The sequence below is a fragment of the Proteus vulgaris genome, from assembly GCF_016647575.1.
GTDB classification, from domain to species: Bacteria; Pseudomonadota; Gammaproteobacteria; order Enterobacterales; family Enterobacteriaceae; genus Proteus; species Proteus mirabilis_B.
In genome coordinates, this window is sequence record NZ_CP032663.1 from 3,649,021 (window position 1) to 3,674,253 (window position 25,233).

26 protein-coding genes are annotated in these 25,233 nt (G+C 36.3%); 12 read left to right on the top strand and 14 right to left on the bottom strand.

What is annotated here, in order from left to right:
- Genes D7029_RS16670 through D7029_RS16690 form a run of 5 tightly spaced genes read right to left on the bottom strand, consistent with a single transcriptional unit; the run spans position 1 to position 6,086 of the window.
- On the bottom strand, positions 1-414 hold the full coding sequence (locus D7029_RS16670; RefSeq protein WP_194951301.1) for a type III secretion protein: 414 nt from the start codon (positions 412-414) through the stop codon (positions 1-3).
- An 8-nt stretch (positions 415-422) separates the two neighbouring features.
- The gene (locus D7029_RS16675) at positions 423-2,528 is read right to left on the bottom strand and encodes an EscV/YscV/HrcV family type III secretion system export apparatus protein (RefSeq protein WP_194951302.1); all 2,106 of its coding nucleotides are present in this window, start codon (positions 2,526-2,528) and stop codon (positions 423-425) included.
- Between the two features lie 25 nt (positions 2,529-2,553).
- The gene (gene sctW / locus D7029_RS16680) at positions 2,554-3,630 is read right to left on the bottom strand and encodes a type III secretion system gatekeeper subunit SctW (protein ID WP_194951303.1); all 1,077 of its coding nucleotides are present in this window, start codon (positions 3,628-3,630) and stop codon (positions 2,554-2,556) included.
- Positions 3,631-3,634: 4 nt separating this feature from the next.
- Complete coding sequence (sctC, locus tag D7029_RS16685) at positions 3,635-5,347, bottom strand: type III secretion system outer membrane ring subunit SctC (protein WP_194951304.1); 1,713 nt, start codon at positions 5,345-5,347, stop codon at positions 3,635-3,637.
- Positions 5,331-6,086 (bottom strand): helix-turn-helix domain-containing protein, encoded by a 756-nt coding sequence (locus tag D7029_RS16690; protein WP_194951305.1) that lies wholly within the window; start codon positions 6,084-6,086, stop codon positions 5,331-5,333. Before D7029_RS16690 ends, sctC begins: the two co-directional genes overlap by 17 nt.
- A gap of 296 nt (positions 6,087-6,382) precedes the next feature.
- Here D7029_RS16690 and D7029_RS16695 point away from each other — a divergent pair, with 296 nt between their 5' ends.
- From D7029_RS16695 to D7029_RS16725, 7 genes are read left to right on the top strand one after another with little or no spacing between them, the layout of a single operon-like run.
- Positions 6,383-7,459, top strand: a complete 1,077-nt coding sequence (locus D7029_RS16695) for a PrgH/EprH family type III secretion apparatus protein (RefSeq protein WP_194951306.1) — start codon at positions 6,383-6,385, stop codon at positions 7,457-7,459.
- Between the two features lie 51 nt (positions 7,460-7,510).
- Entirely contained in the window at positions 7,511-7,765 is a 255-nt protein-coding gene (locus D7029_RS16700; protein ID WP_194951307.1) for an EscF/YscF/HrpA family type III secretion system needle major subunit, read from the top strand.
- 23 nt (positions 7,766-7,788) lie between these two features.
- Complete coding sequence (gene sctI, locus D7029_RS16705) at positions 7,789-8,073, top strand: type III secretion system inner rod subunit SctI (RefSeq protein ID WP_194951308.1); 285 nt, start codon at positions 7,789-7,791, stop codon at positions 8,071-8,073.
- Between the two features lie 2 nt (positions 8,074-8,075).
- Positions 8,076-8,837, top strand: coding sequence for a type III secretion system inner membrane ring lipoprotein SctJ (gene sctJ, locus D7029_RS16710; RefSeq protein WP_194951309.1), 762 nt, complete (start codon positions 8,076-8,078; stop codon positions 8,835-8,837).
- Positions 8,818-9,381 (top strand): type III secretion protein, encoded by a 564-nt coding sequence (locus D7029_RS16715; RefSeq protein ID WP_194951310.1) that lies wholly within the window; start codon positions 8,818-8,820, stop codon positions 9,379-9,381. Before sctJ ends, D7029_RS16715 begins: the two co-directional genes overlap by 20 nt.
- Positions 9,362-10,057 carry a type III secretion protein gene (locus D7029_RS16720; RefSeq protein WP_194951311.1) on the top strand — a complete coding sequence of 232 codons (696 nt, stop codon included), beginning with the start codon at positions 9,362-9,364 and terminating at the stop codon, positions 10,055-10,057. The genes D7029_RS16715 and D7029_RS16720 overlap by 20 nt, the downstream gene beginning before the upstream one ends.
- Positions 10,041-10,478 carry a hypothetical protein gene (locus tag D7029_RS16725; protein ID WP_228766707.1) on the top strand — a complete coding sequence of 146 codons (438 nt, stop codon included), beginning with the start codon at positions 10,041-10,043 and terminating at the stop codon, positions 10,476-10,478. Before D7029_RS16720 ends, D7029_RS16725 begins: the two co-directional genes overlap by 17 nt.
- A 6-nt stretch (positions 10,479-10,484) precedes the next feature.
- Here the strand turns inward: D7029_RS16725 and soxR are convergent, their stop codons facing one another.
- A complete protein-coding gene (soxR, locus tag D7029_RS16730; protein WP_075673527.1) occupies positions 10,485-10,934 on the bottom strand; it encodes a redox-sensitive transcriptional activator SoxR in 450 nt (149 codons plus the stop codon).
- A 117-nt stretch (positions 10,935-11,051) separates the two neighbouring features.
- Between soxR and D7029_RS16735 the strand changes: the two genes are divergently transcribed.
- From D7029_RS16735 to D7029_RS16755, 5 genes are all read left to right on the top strand, one after another.
- The gene (locus D7029_RS16735) at positions 11,052-11,474 is read left to right on the top strand and encodes a DoxX family protein (RefSeq protein ID WP_194951312.1); all 423 of its coding nucleotides are present in this window, start codon (positions 11,052-11,054) and stop codon (positions 11,472-11,474) included.
- Between the two features lie 45 nt (positions 11,475-11,519).
- On the top strand, positions 11,520-12,626 hold the full coding sequence (locus D7029_RS16740) for an efflux RND transporter periplasmic adaptor subunit (protein ID WP_194951313.1): 1,107 nt from the start codon (positions 11,520-11,522) through the stop codon (positions 12,624-12,626).
- 12 nt (positions 12,627-12,638) lie between these two features.
- The gene (locus tag D7029_RS16745; RefSeq protein ID WP_194951314.1) at positions 12,639-15,716 is read left to right on the top strand and encodes a MexW/MexI family multidrug efflux RND transporter permease subunit; all 3,078 of its coding nucleotides are present in this window, start codon (positions 12,639-12,641) and stop codon (positions 15,714-15,716) included.
- 182 nt (positions 15,717-15,898) lie between these two features.
- Entirely contained in the window at positions 15,899-16,273 is a 375-nt protein-coding gene (locus D7029_RS16750; protein WP_194951315.1) for a type II toxin-antitoxin system RelE/ParE family toxin, read from the top strand.
- On the top strand, positions 16,245-16,544 hold the full coding sequence (locus D7029_RS16755; protein ID WP_075673532.1) for a helix-turn-helix domain-containing protein: 300 nt from the start codon (positions 16,245-16,247) through the stop codon (positions 16,542-16,544). Before D7029_RS16750 ends, D7029_RS16755 begins: the two co-directional genes overlap by 29 nt.
- Before the next feature lie 232 nt (positions 16,545-16,776).
- Here the strand turns inward: D7029_RS16755 and D7029_RS16760 are convergent, their stop codons facing one another.
- The 8 genes from D7029_RS16760 to D7029_RS16795 all read right to left on the bottom strand — a co-directional run bounded on the left by D7029_RS16760 (position 16,777) and on the right by D7029_RS16795 (position 25,227).
- Positions 16,777-17,103: a DMT family transporter gene (locus D7029_RS16760; RefSeq protein ID WP_004245856.1), complete on the bottom strand. Its 327-nt coding sequence runs from the start codon at positions 17,101-17,103 to the stop codon at positions 16,777-16,779.
- Between the two features lie 80 nt (positions 17,104-17,183).
- The gene (locus D7029_RS16765; RefSeq protein WP_088494450.1) at positions 17,184-17,600 is read right to left on the bottom strand and encodes a DMT family transporter; all 417 of its coding nucleotides are present in this window, start codon (positions 17,598-17,600) and stop codon (positions 17,184-17,186) included.
- Positions 17,601-17,635: 35 nt separating this feature from the next.
- Positions 17,636-18,352, bottom strand: a complete 717-nt coding sequence (locus tag D7029_RS16770; protein ID WP_194951316.1) for a hypothetical protein — start codon at positions 18,350-18,352, stop codon at positions 17,636-17,638.
- A 17-nt stretch (positions 18,353-18,369) separates the two neighbouring features.
- Entirely contained in the window at positions 18,370-19,014 is a 645-nt protein-coding gene (locus D7029_RS16775) for a phosphate propanoyltransferase (protein WP_194951317.1), read from the bottom strand.
- Positions 19,014-19,529, bottom strand: coding sequence for a BMC domain-containing protein (locus D7029_RS16780; protein ID WP_194951318.1), 516 nt, complete (start codon positions 19,527-19,529; stop codon positions 19,014-19,016). Before D7029_RS16780 ends, D7029_RS16775 begins: the two co-directional genes overlap by 1 nt.
- A gap of 13 nt (positions 19,530-19,542) precedes the next feature.
- Entirely contained in the window at positions 19,543-20,493 is a 951-nt protein-coding gene (cutD, locus tag D7029_RS16785) for a choline TMA-lyase-activating enzyme (protein ID WP_194951319.1), read from the bottom strand.
- A 100-nt stretch (positions 20,494-20,593) separates the two neighbouring features.
- The gene (gene cutC / locus D7029_RS16790; RefSeq protein ID WP_194951320.1) at positions 20,594-24,022 is read right to left on the bottom strand and encodes a choline trimethylamine-lyase; all 3,429 of its coding nucleotides are present in this window, start codon (positions 24,020-24,022) and stop codon (positions 20,594-20,596) included.
- 56 nt (positions 24,023-24,078) lie between these two features.
- Positions 24,079-25,227, bottom strand: a complete 1,149-nt coding sequence (locus tag D7029_RS16795) for a 1-propanol dehydrogenase PduQ (RefSeq protein WP_161710765.1) — start codon at positions 25,225-25,227, stop codon at positions 24,079-24,081.
- Positions 25,228-25,233 lie beyond the last annotated feature (6 nt).

Sequence of the window (25,233 nt, forward strand, 5' to 3'; positions counted from 1 at the left end):
TTAATTGATAAATTGTTGGTGAATAGTATTCATCATTTGAAAATATTCATCGATTGCTTTTGCCATTGATTCACCGTTTTGTAAAGCAATAGGCATAAATGAAGCTCGTAACTCTAATTCAGACTCTACTTTTACCAAAGCTGGTTGGCCAGGATAAAAGCTTTCCGTTTGATTATTAATACTATTTAATAATAATGAAGTGCTGGTTTGTGATAACAAATTTTCATTATATTCACCAAGTACAGACCAGATCATCGGAACTTCATCAACAACTAACAAATTTATATCCGGCATATCTCCCAAGCTAATTGTGATTGTTGAATGATTATCAACAGATTTTCCTTCTGAGAATAAATCATTTCTCCCAATTACATTCATAGCATCCATAATTAAACTTGCTAGATCAAAAGACATAACTTCTCCTAAATAGATTGTAGAACGTTAATTTCAATATCTGATGTAACTTCATCATAGGACAACACAGATAATTGTGGATATTGTGTTTCTATTAGTTTTTTAACAAATCGTCTTATATCTATTGCTGTTAAAAATATATAATTCTGTACATATTTAATTTCATCAATAGCAGCAGATGTTTTTTCTATTATCATATCAAGCTCAGCAGGTTCTAAATTTAAAAACGTTCCTGAAGAACTTTGCCTAATTCCACCGCGAATTATCTCTTCCACATTATGAGATAAAATAATTACATTAAGTGTTCCATTATTTGAAAAAAAATGGCTAATATAACGCGAAAGTAGAGAACGAATATGTTCAGTTAAAAGTATTGGATCTTTCTCTTTACTCCCCCATTGTACTAATCCACCTATAATTGTTTTTATATTTCTAATAGGGATTTTTTCTTGTACTAAACGTTGTAAGACATCATTAATTCGCTGAATAGAAACTTGTCTATAACATTCTTTCAATAGTTCAGGTGAACTTTCTTCTATTTTATCAAGAATATTTTTCGTTTCTTGTATTCCAAGAAACTCAACAATATTAGATGTAATTAAATTAGAGAATTTCTTATAAAAATAAACCTCTGGTAATTCAAATCGATAACCTAATAATGCTATTCTTTCTTTATCATTTTTACTCACCCAGTAATTTTTAATATCATTATCTTTTGTTTCTATTATTTTAAAATCTAGAGATAAAAATTCATCATTAGGGTTTTCTATATAAACAAGTGGAAAAGGACAGTCAAACTCATCAGCCTTGACTTCGTTTATTAAAACAATAATCCTATTATCGTCAATTTTATCTGAATAATGAATGACAATATCAGGAAGTAATACGCCATATTGTAAAATAAATTCTTTTTTTAACCATTTTTCAAAAACAAGTTTCGAAAGATATGTCTTTTTCTTAGAAGATACAGTAATAATTAATGGCAAAGTTTCAGCCTGAGATAATGTGATATTCTCTTTTAATAAGCTATTTTCATCTTCTGACTCATTTTTATTTGAAAATAAATTTGAAATAAGTCCTTTTTTACCATCAGTATCTGAATCATTATCTTCATTCTTATCTTCTTTATTATCCGTTATCGTTTCTTTCTTCTTACTTTTCCACTGTTTTTTAAAGAAATACCCACCTAATAAGACAGATAGAATAAGAAATACTGGAGTTGGAAATCCAGGTAAGAAACCAATAACAAAAGCGAGGATCGCAGTCACGAGTAAAGCAAAGTCTTGAGCAAGCAACTCGTTCATAATGCTAAAACCAAGGTTGTTATTTTCACCGCCAACGCGTGTGACAATAAAACCAGCACTAATAGAAATCAGTAATGCTGGGATTTGAGCAACCAATCCATCACCAATGGTTAAAAGTGTGTAAGTATGTAGCGCTTGTGTAATTGAGAGATCAATTTGTGCCATACCAACAGAGATCCCTCCGATTAAGTTAACAAAGATAATCACAATACCGGCAATGGCATCACCTTTAATAAACTTCATTGCACCATCAAAAGAACCATATAACTGGCTTTCTTGACCTAATTCTTTTCTTCTTATTTTCACTTCTTCGTTATTAATAATGCCAGACTTTAAATCAGCATCGATGCTCATCTGTTTTCCGGGCATTCCATCCAAAGAGAAACGAGCAGCAACTTCTGCAACTCGCTCTGAACCTTTAGTAATAACTAAAAATTGCACGATAGTGACAATAGAGAAAACAACAAAACCAACGACTAAATTTTCACCGATAACAAACTCACCAAATGAAGTGATTATTTCACCCGCATCTGCATCTAATAAGATTAATCGACTCGTACTAATAAAAAGAGCAAGCCGAAAAAGTGTTGTAATAAGTAATAATGCAGGGAAAGTCATAAAATTCAATATACGAGTAATATAAAATGAACTCATGAAGATCAGTAAAGAAATAGTAATATTGAGCCCAATAAGAAAGTCTACAATATAAGTTGGCAATGGTATGATTAACATCATAATAACTAAAATCATAACCGACAACACGATTAATTCTGGTCTATTTTTTATTGCCAATAGAAATCTATAAATCATAGAAATTATCCGTAAATTATTTTATTTATTTTCTCTGTTGATATTGTTCTAATCGAAGGTGATTATCTATAAATTTCTGCATAATTATTTGGCATTCATCTCTAAAATCATCAGATAAATACAATGAACTCGGATATTCATTGAACATTGTTTTTATCCCTTGTAATAATTTCATTTTTATATTAATTAAATAATTAAGCCACTCATTTTCCAAAAGGGAAATTAAATACTTTTCCATTTCATCAGGAAATGTCATACCGTGAAAAATCAATTGATAAAGATCTTTTTCAGCTATCTTATTTTTTAAATCGCTTATTTCTAATTTTTTTATATTTATTTCTATAAAGCTATATAAAGTACGTAATTTGTTAACTCTCTCAAGAAGATAACCAAACTCTGAACTTTGAGAGCAACTTGGCGTAAGTGATTGCATATCACAAATTAAGCTTTGCGTTAAAAAACTCAAAATAATAGTGCATTGTTTAAGATCATATTCTTCAACCCACATTTTAAAAAAATAAATAGGTTCAAGTTCTAGATTAATATAGCTACGATAAAGATTTCTTAATGTTGAAGCATCGAGAGAAAGTAATTTAGCAAATGCTTTTGCTTGTAAAGCAATATTAATGCCTGCTCGGATTTGCTTGCCATTCTCACCTTCGAGTAGATTATTTATCTCATTCTCAATTCCTGCATTTAATTGTGCGCCTAGTTTTTTTTTCCTGAGTAATTCTCGCAAAACCATCACGAGATCACTTTCATCGGGGAACATTTTACGTAAGTATTGAAGTAATTCTTGCAAACTTCGCCCTGATTTCCTAAATAACATCATTACTTTATCTAATTTTTTATCAGCACCCTCTTCTGCAATATATAATGTGCTTTGCCCTCTATTCGCCTTTTTATCTAATTGTTGACCAAAACGTTGCGAGAAAAGAGTTGCAACCATAGACATATCATCAGATATCTCTATTAATTGATTTTGATAGTTTTGATTTTCATTAATTTTAGGCTGCTTATATTCCGTTTCTTGTTGGATTTTTTTACCAATATTACTAGGTGCAGAATGGGTTGAAGTAGAGGTATTAATTGGCCCAATCATGATATTACCTCATAAAAGCCTGAAGTTGTTTTAATGCCTGAGATGTTTTTTTATCCATTGGTTCAAATGGATTTTCAGTAACAGATCCTAAAGATTCGGTCTGCGTTTTTTCTAATAAACGGGGTTGTAGCATAAATATACGGATCATTTTTTTATTATTGTCAGATTCATATCTGAATGCTCGACCAATTAAAGGAATAGCACCTAAAAAAGGAACTCTATTTTCTGCTTTCACATTATCTTCTCGTGTATACCCACCAATTAGTAAGCTTCCACCTTCCGAAACTCGAGCAACCGTACTAATATTTGTACGGTTAATCACTGGCAGTTTTTCAACACTTTCATCATCACCATTGTCATCTTTTTTTTCTGCGCCATCTTCAAGATTAATGATCATCTCAATATCTTTATTTGAATTACCAATACGTGGTAATACACTAATCATTGTGCCAAATGTTGTTGATTCTAATGAAGCAACGCGTTCACCTTTTATTTGAGTATAAAAAGTTGTGTTATTATCAAAAATAGCAGGGGTGTTTTCTTGTGTTAATAATATTGGGCGAGAGACCATTTGAGCTTCGCCATCTTCACTCAATGCTTTAATTTTACCCAAAAAATTAAAGCCAGATGCAGCACTCAAACTTGCCGTATTAAAAAAGAAACTGCCTTTGCCTGAACCATAACTTGCTTGCCAATTAACACCTAAACTATCTGCTTTACTCTTAGAAATATCTATTATCCATAATGACAATTCGACTTGTCTTTTGGGTTTATCTAATTGAGCAATGAGAGAACCTATTAATACCAATCCTTCTCGACTTGTTTTCACTAAAAGACTATTTGAACCCGGTAATGGCACTAATTCGACGTTATATTGCCCTACTTTAGTTATAATTGGAGTATTAGTTTCTTCAATACCATTTATCGCTTCATCGTATTCCTGACTATCGTTATTTTCTAGCGTTTGATGAGGTTCCACTGCTGTTCTTTTTATTTCTTTAGAGGTCATAAATAACTGCTGTAAAACAGAAGTAATTCCAGGTAATACCACTTTTTCATCACGTAAGGTATAAGTTCTGTCTTGTACAAAAGTATTTTTTAATGGAAATATCTGTACAAATTCATCACCATAACGAGAACTTCCCACTGGTACTTGGTTATTTGTATTTTCATTAATTTGCTCTTGTACATCATTATCCAAAAACTCAGCGGCAGCTTTGACTAATTTAATATAAACAGGAGGACCAGAAATATAAAAAGTACGTTGGTCTCGACCAGCACGTAACGGATAACGGGGATCGTATAATCCCACATCTTGTAAATATTCTTTTAGCTCGATTAAACCTATGTTTTTTACCTGAAAGAGTTCTTGTAAAATCTCACTGCTCTCATAAATATAGATTGATTTTCCATCATTAAAATAGAGTAATGACAAACGTTTCACCATCAATTCAAATGCTTCCTCTGGTGAAGAAATATCAAAATTTCCGGTTACTCTCTCTTTTTTTACAGCACTACTTAGAATAAAAGGTTTATTTAATTTATCTGATAGCACAAGAAAGAATTGTTCTACCCGAGTATCAACAGCGATAAACACATCAGGCTTTTTTACCTGATGTGTATAGATAACCTTTCCTTGTGCAGCTTGAATTTGAAAAGAAAAGCCACAACAAAGTACTAGCCCAATGACACAATAAATCTTATTTTTTATTTTCATAAAGATGCTGACCAATTCGACGAAATTCTGTTGGTGTAATACCAAATAGCGTTTTGATTTCATTTGAGAAATGAGACGCTGAACTAAATCCATTATCGACGGCAATTTGTGTTAATGATTCATCAGTTGATAGCGTGGTTAAAATGGAAGATGCCGCACGCCATGAACGTAATTGACTTTTTCCACAATTGCCTAAATAGCGTTTACACAGTCGTCTAAAATGTGTACCTGATACCCCATATCGCTCTCCAATTTGTGCAATATTACTTTTCTTCTCATCTAAATAACTAATGAGATGTAAAATAAGCCAATAACTTTCACTATGTCTTATTGTGACAAATAGAGGCTCTAATTGGCTTTCTGCTTTTATTGCTTCATTTATTAGTACGTATTCTAGGGATTTATTAGTATCTTCTATATAAAAAACCTGCTGATTAATATCAAATTCGGATCCTATTGCCGTCATTTTGGAAAAATCACGTGCATAATCAATAAATGCTAATAATCTTGCACAAATAAAAAATGATCGTTTCTCAATTTTCCATGACTGATTTTCAGATTGGAAAATAACATCTTCATTTTTTGAATTATAAATAAAAGCCCTTCCTTTTATAATTTTAGTCTTTTTTTCATCATATATTTTCACTGGAAAATCATTCTTCAGAGGAATACAAAAGAACAATGAATTTCCCAGCAATATATTTTTATCACCACTTATTTTTATATCATTTATTAACATAAAAAACACCTTACCTTATTCTTGTTAAATAATAAAAAGTTAAAGATAGCAAACTATCAACAAACTTATTCTTATGTTTTCATCTTATATAACATTACAATAATATTACTAATTATTAACTATAAAGATGAATAACAAATTTTTTCTGTTTATTATTTAAAAAAAGTACTAGTAATATATCAATACCCACTATCAAATAAAAAACATGTGCTTTTTTTTAAAAGAAATTCAATGACTATTTCACTAAACTATATTTACATTGTGAATTAATAACATTTTATCATTAGGCTAAATCTATGTTGTATTACATTTATATTCTTTCTGGCCCATTAAAAGGAGCAGTTGTTCCTTTACCGCCTAATCATTACTCATTTTTTTTACAAAATGAAGAAACCAATGATAATAAAGAAAAAAATGAAAAATCGGTGCTTTACATTCCTTGTGATAATAAGGAATGTAAAAAAAAGCTCGCCATTATACTTGATGAAAATAATAGTGAAAATAACAAATATATAATTGAGAGTAGTTTCATATCAGAAGAAGTGGATAACGAATATACATTACCACTAAATGAACCTGTATATTCCAATGATATTCCTATCTTTTTAGTTAGTAATAGAAATGACCTACCTCTTAACCCATCTTACTTTAAAAAAAATAAGAAGAGATTGATCTCTGGTAAAAAGATATTCATGACATTAATGTTAACAATTCCACTTCTTATAATATTTATATATTATATAAATAAATCAACAGAAAAAATAATCACACCTGTCGTATCAAAAAGTCTAAATTTTAAAGGTTTCCAAGGAAAAAATGGATATTATTGTATTTTTGATGATTCCTACATCATCTCAAAAGAAAACAACAACTCAAAAAATAAAGTTTTTTATATAGACAAAGCAAAAATAGAAAATTTAGTGATTGAAAATAATCATAAAAAAATACATTTAATTTTAAAAGATAAAACCAAGCCCATTGTTAATTTCATTTATCATAATGATAATGAAAAACTAAAAATCATTGATGCCATAAATAATCACTTTTCAGAAAATTGTTCCCCTACAATTAAAGAGATTTCAATTCCAAGCATCATTAATGATGTAAACAAATTAGAACTAACTAAAACAATAGGTTATACCATTGAAGAAAAAAACAATGGCTTCGTCTTTATTTTTGATGATTTATTAGAGAGGAAAAACAAAGAAAAACTTGATACTTATATCAAAAAACAAACGGCTATTTTTGGAAGAAAATTTATCTTTTACCGTGAAAATATAAGTAATCCAATGTTGAAAAATAAAGCGATTTTACAAGAAGATCGTGGATATATTTTTCTAGATAATCAACATCGCTATTTTCCTCAAGGCTAATAGTGATATTTATAAGCAGTAAATTAGAATTGAAATTAGAGGAATAATATTATGCCAGCCTATCCTGTTGCCGATGATGTCAGCTCTATTGATAAAATTGATGATTATTTTCAAGAGCCGGTAAAAAAACAAAGTGATGCACTAAAAGTTGCATTAGATGCATTAAAAGCAGATACATCAAATGCGGCTGCCTTAGCTGATTATCAAGCCAAGCTCGCTGAATATAATATTACGCGTAATGCACAATCAACGTCGATTAAAGTTGTGAAAGACTTGGCAATGAGCATTATCGGGAATATGCGTTGATTTTTATTTAATGGAGATTATATATGGCAATTACCCCTGTTGTTCCCGTTCATTTAGCAACACTGCCAAATGATAACAGCGATAGTGATAATAATTTATCGTCAATGATGATTAACACTGTGACAAGCGGCTTTCAGTATGAAAAACAGATCCAAGAAAAACTAACAACATTAAGTCAATTAAGTGATGTTCAAAGTTATACCAAGCTGCAAACCACACTTAATGACTATACAATTACAATGAATTTAGCGAGTACTTTGGCTAGAAAGTCACTGAATATTGTCGAAACATTACTCAAGGCTCAATAGTAATGAAAATACGATATTTGTTATTGGCGTTATTATGTTGCCTGTTTCCATTATTAAGTGGTTGTAAAGATCAATCACTACTCACTAATTTGGATCAAAGACAGGCAACGGAAATTCAAGCGGTTTTACAAAAGCACCAAATAACTAGTACTCGTAAAGCATTAGGGAAAGGGTTATTTGATATTTCTGTTAAAAAAGAAGATATGGGAGTTGCGATTCAAATTTTAGAGGAATATCAATTACCCACATTATCTCGAATTGAAGTGACTCAATTATTTCCATCTGATGCATTGGTATCATCTCCACAAGCCGAAAAAGCACGCTTAATTTCCGCTATTGAGCAGCGATTAGAACAATCATTACTCACTATTGATCATATTATTGATGCTAGAGTTCATGTTAGCTATCCCATCTCTCCTACTGAGCGAATTATTCCGACACCTCACGCTTCAGCATTAGTTTTTTATGAAGAGGGGATGCTTGATAATGATCAGCTAAGTGAAGATGTTCGTGCTTTTATTCATAATGCCTTTAACGATATGAATGAGGATAATATTACCGTCTTGTTGTATCCACGAAATATTAATAAGTTCAACATAATAAATAATCAACTTTATCAAAATAGCTCTGATTCATTTCTTAGTTCTTGGTTATTTCTAAGCTTATTATTGATGGTTATCGCCATCATCATTACAGTTTTATTGATAATATTCCGACGCAGAAAAACACAGAAGGAAGAGAATAATGACAAATCTAACTTCTGAGCAATTCGAAATGATATCCAATGTAATGTATGAACCACTGAGTTATCTTCATACAGATTACAACGTATTGGCTTCAAATAAAGAGAGTATAATCTGGCAAAAATTAGCTAATCGCCAATTAATTCAGCAATATGAACTTATTAATCAGCTAGATTGTGATATCGATATTATTGTAGAAAAAATTTTTACTCATTGGGTATTACTTCCCCGTTGTGCTCTATTTTTAGGCTATTTGTACTCTAGAGAAACGCTTTTATTATCTGGTAATTACTATCAACTAGAACCTCAATTAAAAGCGTTTTTATCTCTTTATCCTGTTTTAAATATTGATAAAAAGATGACTATTTCTCTAGAAAATAGAGCACCAATAAATATCGGCTATCAATTGCTATTTGATTTTATTAATTCAATTTCAATTGCACTTGCTCAGCGCTTTACATTTCTTTTTGCACCACAATCCTCATCGATTGAATTACCTCAATCACTTTTCTTATCTCGTTCACTTTTTCTTTTGGTACTCGATTATGCTGCGCTCTCTGCCTGAAGATCTTTTAACATACACTTGTGAAGGTGTATTAATACGAGCTCGCTATGTTCGACAACTTGATAATATTTATAAAACAGAACTAGCAGCCAAACACACGGCAAAAAAAATAATTCGCGATTTTAATCATAAACTAGAAGAACATAGTAAAGAGATAGCAACCCAAGCTTATAGAACAGGGTTACAGGCATTATTAGGGGATATCTTAAATTTCGTAGTTCAATATCAAGAGAAACTGACACAATATGAGTTTCAGCAAAGAGAACAATTAACGGCAACCATTGCTCAACTTTTTGACTCCCCTGAAATTCAAACTGAACTTACACACCGCTTAATATCAACAATACCTTCAGAGAAAAAAATTACGCTCGATATCCCTGCAACATTACGCAGTTATCTTGAAAAGAAGCTCAATAAGCTTGATATTGAATTGATCTCTCATGAAAGTAAAACAATTGCTGTCCATGCGGGTGATCAAATTACTTTTTTTGATCCCACTCTATTAATTGATGATCTCAAGGCTCAATTCCATCGCCCTTATACTGAATCTTACCAACCTATTTTTACTCAAGAAATTAAAGAAACTCTACTGAAATATATTAATACATTCGATGTATTCGATAATATTTCCTCTCAAAGTAACATCTCTAGTGAGAACAATGATGATGAAGATTGATACTTTAAAGTCACAAGCGTTGTATGAACCACAAGCTTCTTCACCTTCACCAAAACATATCATCAATAAAAAATCAGATCCTTTAATGGCCATATTGAATTCTTCTTTTTATCAATTATTAAAAGACTCCAACATTAATAGTGTCAAAGATGTACTAGCGTTATTGAATCAATTTGATGTCAAAAATGAAAATAACCAAACCTTAAAAGAGAAGCGCCAAGTCGCACTATTAATCTATGCACGCCAAGCGAGCGAATTAGAAAATAGCGACAATAAAGAGATAATTAATCAGGCGTTAGTTTCACTTCTTTCTTATCAAGGTTTTTATCATCAATTTACTCTTGATTTATTAGGTATGAACGATAACCAAGAAGACTATGAGGAATTTTTTAAACCTGACAGCGCTTCATTTTCGTTTTAACGGAAATTAGAGGATCTGAGCTCCCGCACCTTTCTCACCTAAAATATCATCAGGATTACGTAATGGGCAGTCACTTAACGATAAGCAACCACAACCAATACAGTGATCTAATCCATTACGTAGTCTCTTAAGGCGGCGGATCCTTTCATCTAACCTTACTTTCCAATCCGTTGATATTTCGTGCCATTGTTCTGCGGTCAATTTACTATTTGGCGGATATTTTCCTAGTATTTCCTGAATTTCTTTTAACGGAATACCTGTACTTTGCGCGGCTTTTATAATCGCCACATAACGCAATACAACTGGTGGGTAACGGCGCTGATTACCTGCACTTCGATAGCTTTCTATCAACCCTTTTTCTTCATAAAAATGTAACGTTGAAATTGCAACACCACTTCGTTTTGCTACCTCACCGACAGTAAGTGCTCTATTGAAATCTATTTTTTCTTTTTTCATTTTTTATTTTTTCCTCTTGACCTCAACTTAACTTGAGGTTTTATAGTCCCCTCCTCAAATTAAGTCAAGTCAGTGGGATGCTGACTTTTATTTTTTAAGAATGTTGAGGTCAAATGAATGCCTAATTCAATTGCACGTATTCTCGAAAGTCGCTCTATGTGGCTGATCGCCAGATTACTCATTCTTGTTTTGTTTCTCTCCTCTGGCTTTGCCAAGGTTTTTGATTACCAAAATAGTTTGGCTGAAATGCGTGCAGCAGGATTAACTCCGGATTGGTTTTTTAATATTGCCACCGCGATCGTTTTACTTTGTGGCTCACTTTTAGTGCTTTTCGATCGCTATTTATGGCTAGGTGCTGGCGCTTTAGCTCTCTTTTTATTTTTAACTATCGTGATTGTTCATACTTTTTGGAATATGACGGGAGATAAGGCCATGTTGTCGATGTTTTTTGCGATAGAACATCTCGCTGTTATTGGTGGATTAATCACTACAGCAATGGCAAGTCATTTCAGAGCGTTATGGAAAAAAACTAACGCATAAAACGATAAGAAATATAAAAACTTTCACTATGGGATCGGCAATAAAATGAATAAAAAACTTACTATTACGATATGTGCCTCACTCTTTTTACTCAGTGCAGGTGCTGCGGTTTATGCAACTACGTCATCTGATGAAGATGCAACACAGCAATTTGCTTACCCACCCACGAAAGTGGCATTAGCAACCGTACAATCATCAAAATTACCAAACAATATGCAAGGTGTTGGAGAATTAGAAGCTGCACGCCAAGTTTATTTAGCCGCTGAAACCAATGGTCGAATTGCTGTGATTAATTTTGAGTCAGGGCAAACTGTTAAAGCAGGCCAAGTTTTAGCTAAATTAAATGATGAGCCTGAACAAGCCGAGTTATTACGCTTACAAGCGCAATTAACTAACGCGGATAAACTCTATTCCCGAACAAGACAGCTTTATAGTAAAAATGTCGCAGCTGCCGCGCAATTAGACAGTACGTTATCTGAGCGCGATATGATTGCCGCATCCATTCGCGAAGTAAAAGCGCGAATTGCACAAAAAGCAATAAAAGCGCCTTTTGATGGCATTGTCGGAATAAAACTTGTTCATGAAGGCCAATACCTTAATGCAGGTGAACGTGTAGCTTCACTTGTCGATGCGAGCCATTTAAAACTCAATTTTTCACTTGATGAACAAGCAGCACCAAAAATTTCAACAAAACAGCCAATCAATATCGAAGTCGATGCTTATCCTGAAATGGTATTTACAGGTTCTATTAATGCCATCGATCCTCTTATTGGCCCTTCTCGTACTGTACAAGTACAAGCTGTTTTACCTAATACCGATAACAAATTAAAAGCGGGCATGTTTGCTCGTGTACAAGTTACCTCTCCAGATAGTCCTATGGTATTAACCGTACCAGAAACAGCAGTCACTTATACTGCTTATGGAGATACCGTGTTTGTAGCGCAGTCTGACAATCAAAAAAACCTTATCGCTAAGCGTGTCTCTGTGAAAGTTGGATTGCGCTACAACGGCATGATCGAAATAAAAGAGGGCTTAGCCCTTGGGGATCAAATTGTTTCATCAGGACAAATTAAGTTAAGTGATGGCATCTCAATTGAACCTATTGAGCAAGATACATTAACGCTAGCTCAATCAGCGACGACTAAACCATAACGGGAGTTAATAATGAAGTTTACCGATATTTTTGTTCGGCGCCCTGTTTTGGCATTAGTTGTTAGCACACTGATTTTTTTACTGGGCGCATTTGCGTTCAGTAAATTGCCAATTCGCCAGTACCCTATGTTGCAAAATTCCACTATTACGATTGCAACAGATTATCCCGGAGCATCATCTGAACTGATGCAAGGATTTGTGACACAACCGATTACTCAAGCTGTTTCCTCTGTTGAGGGCGTTGATTATATTTCCTCTTCGTCTGTTCAAGGAAAAAGCTTAGTCACCGTCAGAATGGAATTAAACCGTGATCCAACTCAGGCCTTAACGCAGGTAATGGCGAAGGTAAATCAAGTTCGTTATAAGTTGCCAGAACAAGCTTATGATCCTGTTATTGAGCTTTCATCAGGAGAATCTACAGCGGTAGCTTATGTCGGATTTTCAAGTGAGCAGCTTTCTATCCCTGAACTCACTGACTACCTTTCTCGTGTTGTGGAACCGATGTTCTCATCCATCAATGGTGTTGCTAAAGTACAGGTTTTTGGTGGGCAACAATTGGCGATGCGCTTGTGGTTAGATACAGATAAACTGGCTGGTCGTAATTTAACGGCAAGCGATGTCGCAAATGCAGTACGTCGTAATAACTATCAAGCCGCCCCTGGGAAAGTTGAAGGCGAATTTGTGATTGCCAACGTTTATGTCAATACTGATCTCACTAATGTCGAAGAATTTAAAGACATGGTTATCATTAATGATGGCAATAATCTTGTACGTTTACGTGATGTCGGCACTGTCGAATTAGGTGCTGCGGCTACTGAAACCAGCGGTATTATGAATGGTAAAAAAGCCGTATTCTTAGGTCTATTTCCGACACCAACGGGGAATCCATTAGTCATTGTTGATGGTATTAGAGATCATCTTATCGATATTGAAAAAACCTTACCTCCTAGTGTCGATGTAGAACTGGCATTTGAAACCTCACGTTTTATCAAAGCCTCTATTAACCAAGTCGTACAAACCTTAATTGAAGCTATTTTAATTGTTATTGCAGTTATTTATCTCTGTTTGGGATCGTTCCGCTCTGTTCTTATTCCTGTGCTTGCTATTCCATTATCGATGTTAGGTGCCGCCGGTTTAATGCTTGCCTTTGGTTTTAGTATTAACTTGCTCACTCTACTGGCAATGGTTTTAGCAATCGGATTAGTTGTGGATGATGCGATAGTGGTTGTTGAAAACGTCCATCGCCATATTGAAGAAGGGTTATCGCCTGTTCAAGCCGCTTTAGTCGGTGCGAGAGAAGTTGCCGGCCCTGTTATTGCAATGACGATCACATTAGCCGCCGTTTATGCTCCTATTGGCTTGATGGCTGGATTAACGGGGGCATTATTTAAAGAATTTGCCATAACATTGGCAGGTAGTGTGATTGTATCCGGTATTGTGGCATTAACCTTATCGCCAGTGATGAGCTCGTTAATGTTAAAACCAAAAGAAAATGAAGGCAGAATGGCTAAAATAGCCGAATATGTCTTTGATAAACTGGCTCATTATTATGGTTACGTACTCAATTTTTCTTTAGCTAATCGCTGGTTAACCATTGTTTTTGCCTTAGCTGTGTTTGTCAGCTTGCCGTTTTTGTATAGTCAGACAAAACAAGAACTGGCTCCTTCAGAAGATCAGGCGAGTGTCTTAACTGCCGTAAAAGCACCGCAACATGCAAATCTTGCTTATGCTGAGCGCTTTAATCAGAAGCTTGATGAAATTTATATGAGTCTGCCTGAAACAGACAGCACTTGGATAATTAACGGTACAGATGGGCCTTCAGCTAGCTTTGGTGGTATTAACTTTGATGGTTGGGATCTCCGCGATCGCAATGCAGATCAAATTCAAGCCGACTTACAAAACCGCGTCAATAATGTTGAAGGTACTAGTATTTTTGCTTTCCAATTAGCTTCTTTACCCGGCTCGGTAGGTGGATTACCTGTACAAATGGTTTTACGTAGCCCGTTAGGTTATCCCGTTCTATTTGAAACAATGGAAAACATTAAACAGCAAGCAAGAGAAAGTGGTTTGTTTGTCGTGGTGGATAGCGATTTAGATTACAACAATCCTGTCGTTCAAGTTGCCATAGACAGAGCTAAGGCCAATAGTTTGGGTATTCGTATGCAGGATATTGGTGAATCACTCTCACTCTTAGTTGGTGAACACTATATCAACCGCTTTGGTATGGATGGTCGCTCTTATGATGTTATTCCACAAAGTGTACGCCACCAACGTTTAACACCAGCTGCACTTGCTGGGCACTATATTCGTACTCAAGATAATGTTTTGATCCCATTATCAACAGTTGTGAATATTACGACTCAAGTTGAACCCAATAAACTGACACAGTTTAATCAACAAAACGCCGCTATTTTCCAAGCGATCCCCGCACCTGGTGTCACGATGGGACAAGCCGTTGCGTTTCTTGAAACTGTGGCAGATTCATTACCTGCGGGCTTTAGCCATGATTGGCAATCTGATTCTCGCCAATTCACTCAAGAAGGAAATACGTTAGTCTTCGCCTTTATTGCCGCGCTTATCATTATTTATTTAGTGTTAGCGGCACAGTATGAAAGTTTGGTTGATCCTTTGATTATCTTAATTACTGTACCGCTATCAATTTGCGGCGCATTAGTTCCTCTCGCTTTAGGGATGGTGACGCTAAATATCTACACTCAAATTGGTTTAGTCACACTAATAGGGCTTATCAGTAAGCACGGTATTTTAATGGTGGAATTCGCTAATGAATTACAAGTTCATAAAAATCTAAACCGTCGTGATGCCATTATTGAAGCTGCAAAAATCCGACTGCGCCCTGTTTTAATGACAACGGCAGCAATGGTGATTGGACTTATTCCTCTGTTATTTGCCAGTGGTGCAGGTGCTAATAGTCGCTATGGATTAGGGCTGATTATTGTGTCAGGTATGTTAGTCGGCACACTGTTTACCCTATTCGTGTTACCAACAATGTACAGTTTCTTGGCTAGAAACCATCAAATCAGTGCTCAAACTGAGCGTCAAAAACAGTTACAGCAAGTCGGTGAGCAGTAAAAATAAAAAATAAAAAGCAGTCATGTCGTAAAACCAATCCCCATTGTGAATGCAATGGGGATTTTATTTATTAATGGGAATACTTTGAAAAATAAACACTACCTTGCTACTCTGACGAGTATTGAAATATAAGTTGTAGCTTATTACTCTAAAAATAAGCTATAACTTATATGAGGTGAACTGTGTGGAATGTATTACTTACAAATAATTTTGATTCTTGGTTATCAGAGCAAAGTAGCGAGTTACAAGAACGAATTTTAGCAGCCTTACAGAATCTGGAGGTTTATGGACCTAGGTTACCAAGACCCCATGCTGATAACATCAAAGGTTCAAAATATCCCAATATGAAAGAGCTCCGGATACAACACATAGGGAAGCCTATACGAATATTTTTTGCGTTTGATCCAACTAGAAAAGCCATTGTGTTATGTGCAGGAAATAAAGCTAACAATAAGAAATTTTACCAAACGATGATCCATATAGCGGATCGAGAGTTTACCTCATATCTTTTATCAATAAGAGAAGACAATGAAAACACTTCAACAAGCTATCGCTGAACGTTCTCCTGAAAGCCAAGAACGTATAAAAAAAATGGCTGATGAATTGATATTAGAAACAGGGCTGCAAATCTTAAGAGAAGAGTTAAATATTTCACAAAGAGAACTTGCTACTCACCTAGGAATTTCTCAACCTGCGATTACCCAGATAGAGCAAAGAGGTAACGATCTAAAACTGGCAACATTAAAACGCTATGTTGAAGCTTTAGGCGGTAAGCTTAGCTTAACAATTGAATTACCTACTGGTGAAGGTCGTGTATTTCATCTTTAAATTTAGATAAATAAAAAGCAGTCATGTCGTAAAACCAATCCCCATTGTGAATGCAATGGGGATTTTATCTTTAAAGTTATCAAGATAAACTCAGATCTGTTTTGAAAAAAATCGTTAAATGAAATCATAGTATAATAATATCATATCGTGATTTTTATATTTAAAAAAATAGAAACACTGAGTCTATTTTATCTAACACTCAGTGTTTCTATTAAAAATAATTAATATGTAACTACATAGTAGAGAATGTATTCATAATTATCCCGCCAGAGATAATCAGTGCCATCGAGAATATGGCTGGTAAGTCTGGTTTTTGCTTATATAAAATCATCGCCACTAAGGTCACACCGACAATACCAAATCCACACCACAGCGAATACGCCACACCAACAGGGATATATCCCATTGCGCGTGTTAAGGCGAAATAACAAATACAGTAAGCAGCAATAACTAAAACAGAAGGGGCTAATTTACTAAAACCGTTGGTCTTTTTAATCATTGACGTACCAGTGATTTCAGAACCAATAGACAGCGCCAGCCATAAGAATCCGGTAAACATAATTGTTATCCTTATTTGTTTTAATAAAATAACTATTATTAAAAATAGATTTATTAAAAAATATTTATCAAGAAATAGACTTATTTATTAACTGGCGATGCAGTTTGTTTAATATTAGAGGTTTCAGTTGTTTCTTCTTCCTCTTCTTCAGAACCCATTTTCGAGAAGAGATTCATAATCACAATACCACTGGCAATAACAGCCATACCAATCATGGCAGCCGTATCAGGATGTTGGCCATAAAACAACATACCTAAAGAAGAAACCACTAAAATCCCTGTACCTGACCACGTTGCATAAGCCAGGCCAACAGGAATATTTTTAACTGCACGTGATAATGAGTAATAACAAATAACGTATAAAACAACAATTAAGCCTAATAATAATGTTTTGGTTGTTCCTTCACTATTATCAAACATTTTTAAAGTAGAGGTTGCTGAGGTTTCTGAAATAATAACCGCCAGCATCCAAAGCCATGATTTAGCTTTTGGTGACATAATAAGACTCCTGAGTTATCAGATATAATTTAAGATTAATTTTTCAAACTTTTTAAATATTCAATAGCAGAATCCGTCAATTTATCTTGCGATAAATGATATTCTCCAGGCTTATTCATTACTTCTTTCAAAGTAATATAGCGATTATTATTCTCTTGTTTAATTTCAGGTTTATATTCAGGTTTATATTCAGGTTTAGTTTGATGCTTAACATCATGGTTTATTAAATTAGATTCAACATCATTTATAGAGTGAAACATAATACCCATTGATTTTAATCGACTAATATTTTCCTGAATAAGCAGGTTGTACTCTTTATTTTTATTTAAACCTAAAATCTCATTTAATTCACTTTCTGGTTGGCAAAAATAAGGTAATGCAATAATAGGAATATTTTGAGCAAGTGCGGAATGAATTAGCTTTCCTTCTTCACTTATAAATAATCCATTAATAATTTCACCCACCAGCTTTTTATCAAAATAAGGAACAAACAGTGCGTGATAAGTCGATAACTGCTGGCAGTCGAACTCACTCGCATTATATATTTCCCCTAGATGACGCCATTTCGACAAATCATGACTGACTTGTGCCTGTGTTGTGACAAAAAGAGAAAATCGAATATGAGAAAACGTGTTGATACGCTGACAGATTTCATCTTGGTATCCCGGTGCTGGTGTAAGTGCCAACAACACCGACTTTTTCATTCTTTTTTCTATTTCAGCCACTATCCTTTCAATTAACTGATTGTCCATTACGTCACCTCATTGTCTTAGCTGACAATAAATACGCTATCGTTGTTACGAAGTCCTGCGGCATTAGCTTCATCAGTATCTATATGAAATTCCAAAGTAAATTTTTCACTGACACGAACAACAACTTCATCAAAAATCAGGCTACGCTCACCTTCTGTTTTAACGTGTACTTTTTGCCCATTGGTGACATTTAGCATTCTGGCGTCAATTTCACTCATATGAATATGGCGTTGAGCACAGATCACTTGCTCTTGTAATTCAACATGACCCGCAGGTCCCATTAATACCGCTTGACCTGAGCCAACCAGATCACCTGATTCACGTACTGGCGCTTTTACACCTAATGCAAAACAGTCTGCTTTTGAAATTTCTAACTGACTTTGTGGACGAACCGGCCCTAAAACACGAACTTTACTGATCGAGCCTTTTGGTCCTACAACCATCACACACTCTTTTGCTGCAAACTGACCCGGTTGTTTAAGATCTTTAAACGGTGTGAGTTGATAACCTTTACCAAATAACGCTTCAACATCTTGCTGTGAAAGATGCACATGACGATTAGAAATACCAACAGGGATAGCCATTCCTTGTGTCTCACCTAACATCACGCCATGAGCGGGTAAGCGAGAGAGAATTTTTCCCATGAGTTGTTGATTAATCATTATTTTTTACCTTTACGGCTTTCTGGTTTGATCTCTTTTTTACTGCTTTGTGCTTTATCTGTAGCGACCTTAGTTTCAGAAGCAATATTTTGAGCCTTCAAATCCGCCACTTCTTTTGTGACTTCAATGTGCTCAATTTCGTTTTTAACAGGAGCTTCAACTCTTGTTTTAACGGCTGTTTCAACAACTTTTTCAATGACCGTCTCTTGTGCTTTTTCAGCAACAATAGAGGCTTTTTTCTTACCTTTTACTGTAAGCAGTTTAGTAATAACGCTTGGCTCTGGTCTTGCGATAACCAATGAACCAATCACCAGCTCTTTTTGGCTCACCACATCAACGCCATGATCAACAGCTGTTCTTACTGCACTGATCTCTCCCTGAAAACAGATCGATACCAAGCCAGATCCCACTTTTCGGTATCCGATAATTTCTACATTTGCCGCTTTACAAGCTGCATCTGCGGCTTGAATAGCTGCGGTTAATCCTCGCGTTTCAATTACACCTAAACTGTTCATCTTTCTCTCCTACTTAGTGACGGACAAGACGGATATCGAAATCAAATTTCTTAAAGAAGGCTTCTAAACTGTCTAACTCTTCTGGCGTATAACTTGGATCGTTTTTTATCGGGTAGATCATTTCCAATTTTTCGTATTTGTTACGTCCAAATTGGTGATAAGGAAGAATATCGATACGCTGAATATTGCCGCGTTTAGAGAGTTCCATTGCGTAGTTAATCGCCCCAGTGATTGCGTCATAAGAGTCGTTATAGCCTCGTACTAAAGGCATACGGATCACCACGTTTGCACCGAGATCCATTAAACGTTCTAGGTTACGACGGACATTCTCATTACCAATGCCAAACAGCGCTTTATGCTGAGTGGTATCAATGTGTTTGATATCAATAAGAAATTGATCAACCACTTCCGCTAATTTTTCATAATTCGCCACGTTGGTAGTCGCTTGTGTTTCCACCGCGGTATTGATCATCATCTTTTTACATTCACGTAAAAGCGCAACCGCAAAATCAGTTTGTAAACTCATTTCACCGCCACCGATTGTGACACCACCTCCTGAAGAGATGTAAAAGTCATAATCTTGCATGATGATTTTCATTAGCTCAGAGACAGAAACATCTTTTCCCATAATATCAAGGGCATCAGAGATACAGACTTCTTCACATTTACGACAACCAATACAATCAACAGCGCGATCAACACGATGAACTTGTTTACCACTTTCATTGGTTGTCATGTAGTGCACACCCGCCGGACAAACATCAACACATTTACCGCAATCTACACATTTGTCGTGAGAGTACATCACCTGAAACTCACTGCTAAGACCTTCTGGATTTGAACACCAAGGGCAGCGGATATTACAGCCTTTTAAAAAAACGAGAGTACGAATACCATCACCGTCATAAATAGAGTATTTCTGGATATTAAATATCCGCCCTCTTATTTCTGCTGCCGTCTCCATCTTTACGCCTCCAAATCTGCATCAAACATCCCTGTTCGATAAATTTAAATCTTGTCTTGTCGATTAAAAGGGATAGCCTACGCCATCCCTATAGCTGTAATTAGAATTTCTCAATCACAGTACGACTGATAATTTCATCCTGAACTTCTTTACATAATTCAACGAAGTAAGCACTGTATCCTGCAACGCGAACAATCAAATCGCGGTATTTTTCAGGCTCTAATTGCGCTTTTTTCAGCACTTCATTATCGACATAGCTAAATTGCATCTGGCCGTTACCCAAAATGGAAGCCGTTCTTAATAAGGTAATTAAACCTTGGCGTCCTTCATTGGTATCTAATAATCCTTTCAGGAATTTGAAGTTATGAACCATACCGATGTTCATGGTTTCAACATTCATCTTGCTGATTGATTTGATAATCGCAGTTGGACCATGTTTATCAGCACCTTGTGTTGGGCTGATACCATCTGACAATGGTTTCCATGCTAAGCGACCATTTGGTGTGGCTGCTGTTAACTCACCAATTGGCGTATTGTTAGAGATAGACAGCGTACCGTGGCTCAGAGTGGAATAGAGCATTTTGTATTTACGGCATTCACGCTCAGTCCATTCCGTAATATCTAGCGCATATTGGTCAACAACATCATCATCGTTACCAAATTTCGGTGCATTTAAGCAGTCGCGTAGCAACTCTTCTTGGCCTTCAAAGTTAGCTAATAACGCATCACGGATTTGCTCTAAGGTGTATTTTTTATCTTCATAAACAAGTTTGCGAATCGCTGCCATTGAGTCCACATAAGTTGCTAAACCTGAGAAGATAAGACCAGGACCATGGTTAACCATTGCACCGCCAGCAGTAACGTCTTTACCTTGTTCCATACAGCCTTCAACCAGCAGAGACATTAATGGTTTTGGTGCAACATCACGGTGAACACGTTGGCTGATCACTGTACCAATTGCGGATAAGCGAACAATATGAGCAACTTGCTCTTTTACAGCTCGGTCGAAATCTTCATAAGTACGCAGATCACGTAAATCACCAGTATCTAGACCTTGATAGCTATCGAACAACACCATACGACCACGGTTTAATACAAACTCAATCGCAATAGGCCATTGGGTGTAACCTGTTGATGTCCATTGATAAATACGACCTGATTTTTGTGGCTCAACACAACCCATCAAGCAGTAATCACGCGCATCTTCAAAGTCGAAGCCTTTACGTAGCATCATTTTGATATGAGAATCATCGAAGTGACATGCAGGGAAGCCCATACCGGCTTTAACCACATCAACAATTTTTTCCATATATTGCTGTGGAGATTGGTTATGAATACGACATGCTAGTGATGGTTGATACACTTTCACAAAGCGCACTGCATCCATAATCAGGTAAGTTAAGTCGTTACACGCATCACCACCAGAGCGTTTTTGTCCACCAATGGTTAAGTTGATAAATGGCTGATAACCTGCGAAATACTTCGCACCTAGCTCACTCGACATCCACATTAACTCAGCACATTTGATGATAAAGGCTTGCATCATTTCCAGTGCTTGTTCACGTGTTAAACGACCTGATTTGATATCGTTTTCATACATTGGGAAGCAGTATTGGTCTAAACGACCTAAAGAAAGACCCGTTTGGTTCTCTTCCACTTCAAACAGTGACTCAACCGTCCAGATACTTTGCAGTGCTTCTTGCAGTGTTTTTGGTGGATTAGCCGGTACGTTTTCGTTAACTTGAGCAATCGTCAGTAACTCTTCACGACGTTGTGGATTGCTCTCTTTTGATGCTAATTCACGCGCATGTTCTGCAATGCGATGGGCGTAAGCAATCACACCTTCACAGCTTTCAATAGACGCTTTGTAGAAGTAGATACGGTCGATATCAGCAGGGTTTTCCATGCTTAATTCAGCCAGTTTTGCTTGCGCATCGGCTTTAATACCGTTCATACCTTTGGTGAAAAGCAATACGTCATAACCTGGACAAGTATCGCCACCACCATTAATTTGGTGATAAGAAAGGTCACTGACAAAGGTTTCACCACTAAATTCCCACACACCCGCTTCGCGATATTGTGCTTCACAAATTTCATCTAAAGAACGACCTTCCCAGAATGGAACAATCTCTTCGCGAATGATTTTTTTGTCTTCTTCTGAAATTTGGAATGGATCTTGTGGACGTGTGCTCATGGTATCGAGTTCATCACGAACCCAGCGCCATGCGATATCAGGAGAGAAAGCACCCGCACGCGCTTTTCCACAAGGGTGTCCAACAATCAGTTCTTCATCTTGAATTAAGATAGGTGCGGTTTCACATGCACGACGGAATGCTTTCGCGCGCAGTAAAATCGGCGGTAAACCTGGGTTATTACGGACAATTTCAGTAAACGCTAATGCTCTGTAGATAGAGACACTTGGGCGAGCTTCTAAATAGCGATTACGTAAGCGTTGTAAGCGAGGCGTTAAACCTTCCATCACTTTGAATTCACCTGCATCAGCGCTTGGTGCAACAACGTTTGCAGAAGGTGCAGCGTATTGAGGTTGTGAATTCATACGACCATTGTATAAACGCACTTGCAGTGAACTATGTAAAGTTGACAGATTAGCGCGAGCTGATAACAGCATTTCTGACAATTCGTTAATGCTGACACGTGGATCGTTGATATCAATGCCTTGCGCCATAGCATCAAACATTGGGTAACCATCAACTTCTTTGGTCGCACGCACTTCTGAAAGCTCAGCTAATTTCAGCCATACACTTTCAACAATTTCATACGCTTGTGCTTGTGTTAAACGACCTTGGTCGAGATCACGTTGATAGAATGGATAAAGTGCTTTATCAAATCCCATTGGATTAATGGCATAGCTACCATTTTCCAGATGTAAGACTAATTGCAGTAAATAGAATACTTGGACCGCTTCTTTAAAGGTTTCTGCTGGTTTTGCAGGTACTTTACGTAATACCGCTGCGCTATCTAATAATTCTGCTTTACGGTATGGGTTACCTTCCATTGCCGCTAAATTCTCTGCTTTTGCAGACAGAATTTGTGCAAAATACAGTGCTGCATCACATGCATAAATAGCTGATTTACAGTAATTAGCTTCATCCATACTGCTACGATTTACGGCACTACCAATGCTTCTAATTCTGTCTTCAAGCTGTGCTTTGATCGCTAAGAAACCTTGGTTTACCACCAGCATATAATCAGGTGATGCAACGCTATTATTAATACTTAAGAAGCGATAGATAGAGTCGCTACGCACTTCATCTTCAGTGTGAAAAATCGCACCGCGTGGTGTTGATGACTGGCTGCCGATAATCAGTTCATCTTGTGCAATATAGCTTGGAAAATGGCGGATAAACTCATAAAAGCGTTGTGCAGGCTTAATCGCTTGTGGAACACCCGCAATGCTGTTGTCTAATGAATCAAAAATTGTCGCGCGCTCTGTACTGATTGAGCTATTACGTGAAACTAAACGTTCTGCCAGCATTTTTACGCGTGGCGTCAAAGAATATTTGGCCATGTGAGGCTCTCCTGATGTTCTTTACTTGACCTAATCGGTATTAATTCGGTTGAGCATTAACTGTGTGATACACCGGCAAATGCCTGACGATACAATGTTTCTAATTGGTGTGTGTTCACGTCACGCGGATTTGTCGGCGTACAGCTATCTCGTAAAGCCTGTCCGACCATTTCCGTTAAACGGGCATAAAAGTCCGCTTCACTGACACCGGTATCGCGAATACTCTTCGGCATACCCATTTCATCTTTCAATACATTAATGGCGACGATTAAACTGGTTACCCCTTCTCTTACTGTGTTAGCCGGAAGTCCTAAGCTTTGAGCAAGATAGGCGTAACGTTTTGCTGCTTCACTATTACAATCACCATGAAGATTGGCGTTAAAGGCGACGACATGTGTCATCAATAACGCATTTGCACGACCGTGAGGAACGTGGAATACACCACCTAATGCGTGGGCAAGACTGTGAGTAATACCCAACGAAGCGTTAGTAAATGCCATACCTGCAATACAAGATGCGTTATGCATTTTTTCGCGAGCAGATAAGTTGTCACCTTGATGGTGGCAATCAATAAGATGACCAAATACTAACTTGACGGCTTTCTCTGCCATCGCATCGGAAAAATCAGATGCCGCTTTAGAAACATAAGCTTCTAGTGCATGACAAAGAACATCCATACCTGTATCTGCCGTAATTGCAGGTGGTACAGATTTCACCAACTCAGGATCGAGAATGGCGACATCAGGCAACATAAACTCATCAACCAAGACCAGTTTTTCACTGCGTGATTTGATCACTGAAAAAGAGGTCACTTCCGAACCGGTACCGCTAGTGGTTGGGATAGCAATAAATTGTGGTTTTGTTCTGTTGCTCTCTTTACGGGTATGCCAGAGGGAGTACATAACGGCTTTCGCAGCATCAATCACTGATCCACCACCGAGTGCGATAACCAAATCTGGATAATGCGCATCCATCATCTTCATGCCACTTACGATGGCTGAAATATCCGGATCTGAAGCAACATCATCGTAAACTTGGAACTCGATACCCCGTTGCATTAACTTGTCAGTGACTTTATTTGCAAAGCCAAACTTCACCATTGCTTTATCTGTCACCACAAATGCGCGGCGGGCAGTTAACCCAGAAAGAAAATCCAGTGCATTGGTGCCAAACTGAATTTTGGGTTTTATCAGAAACTCACTCATGTCGTT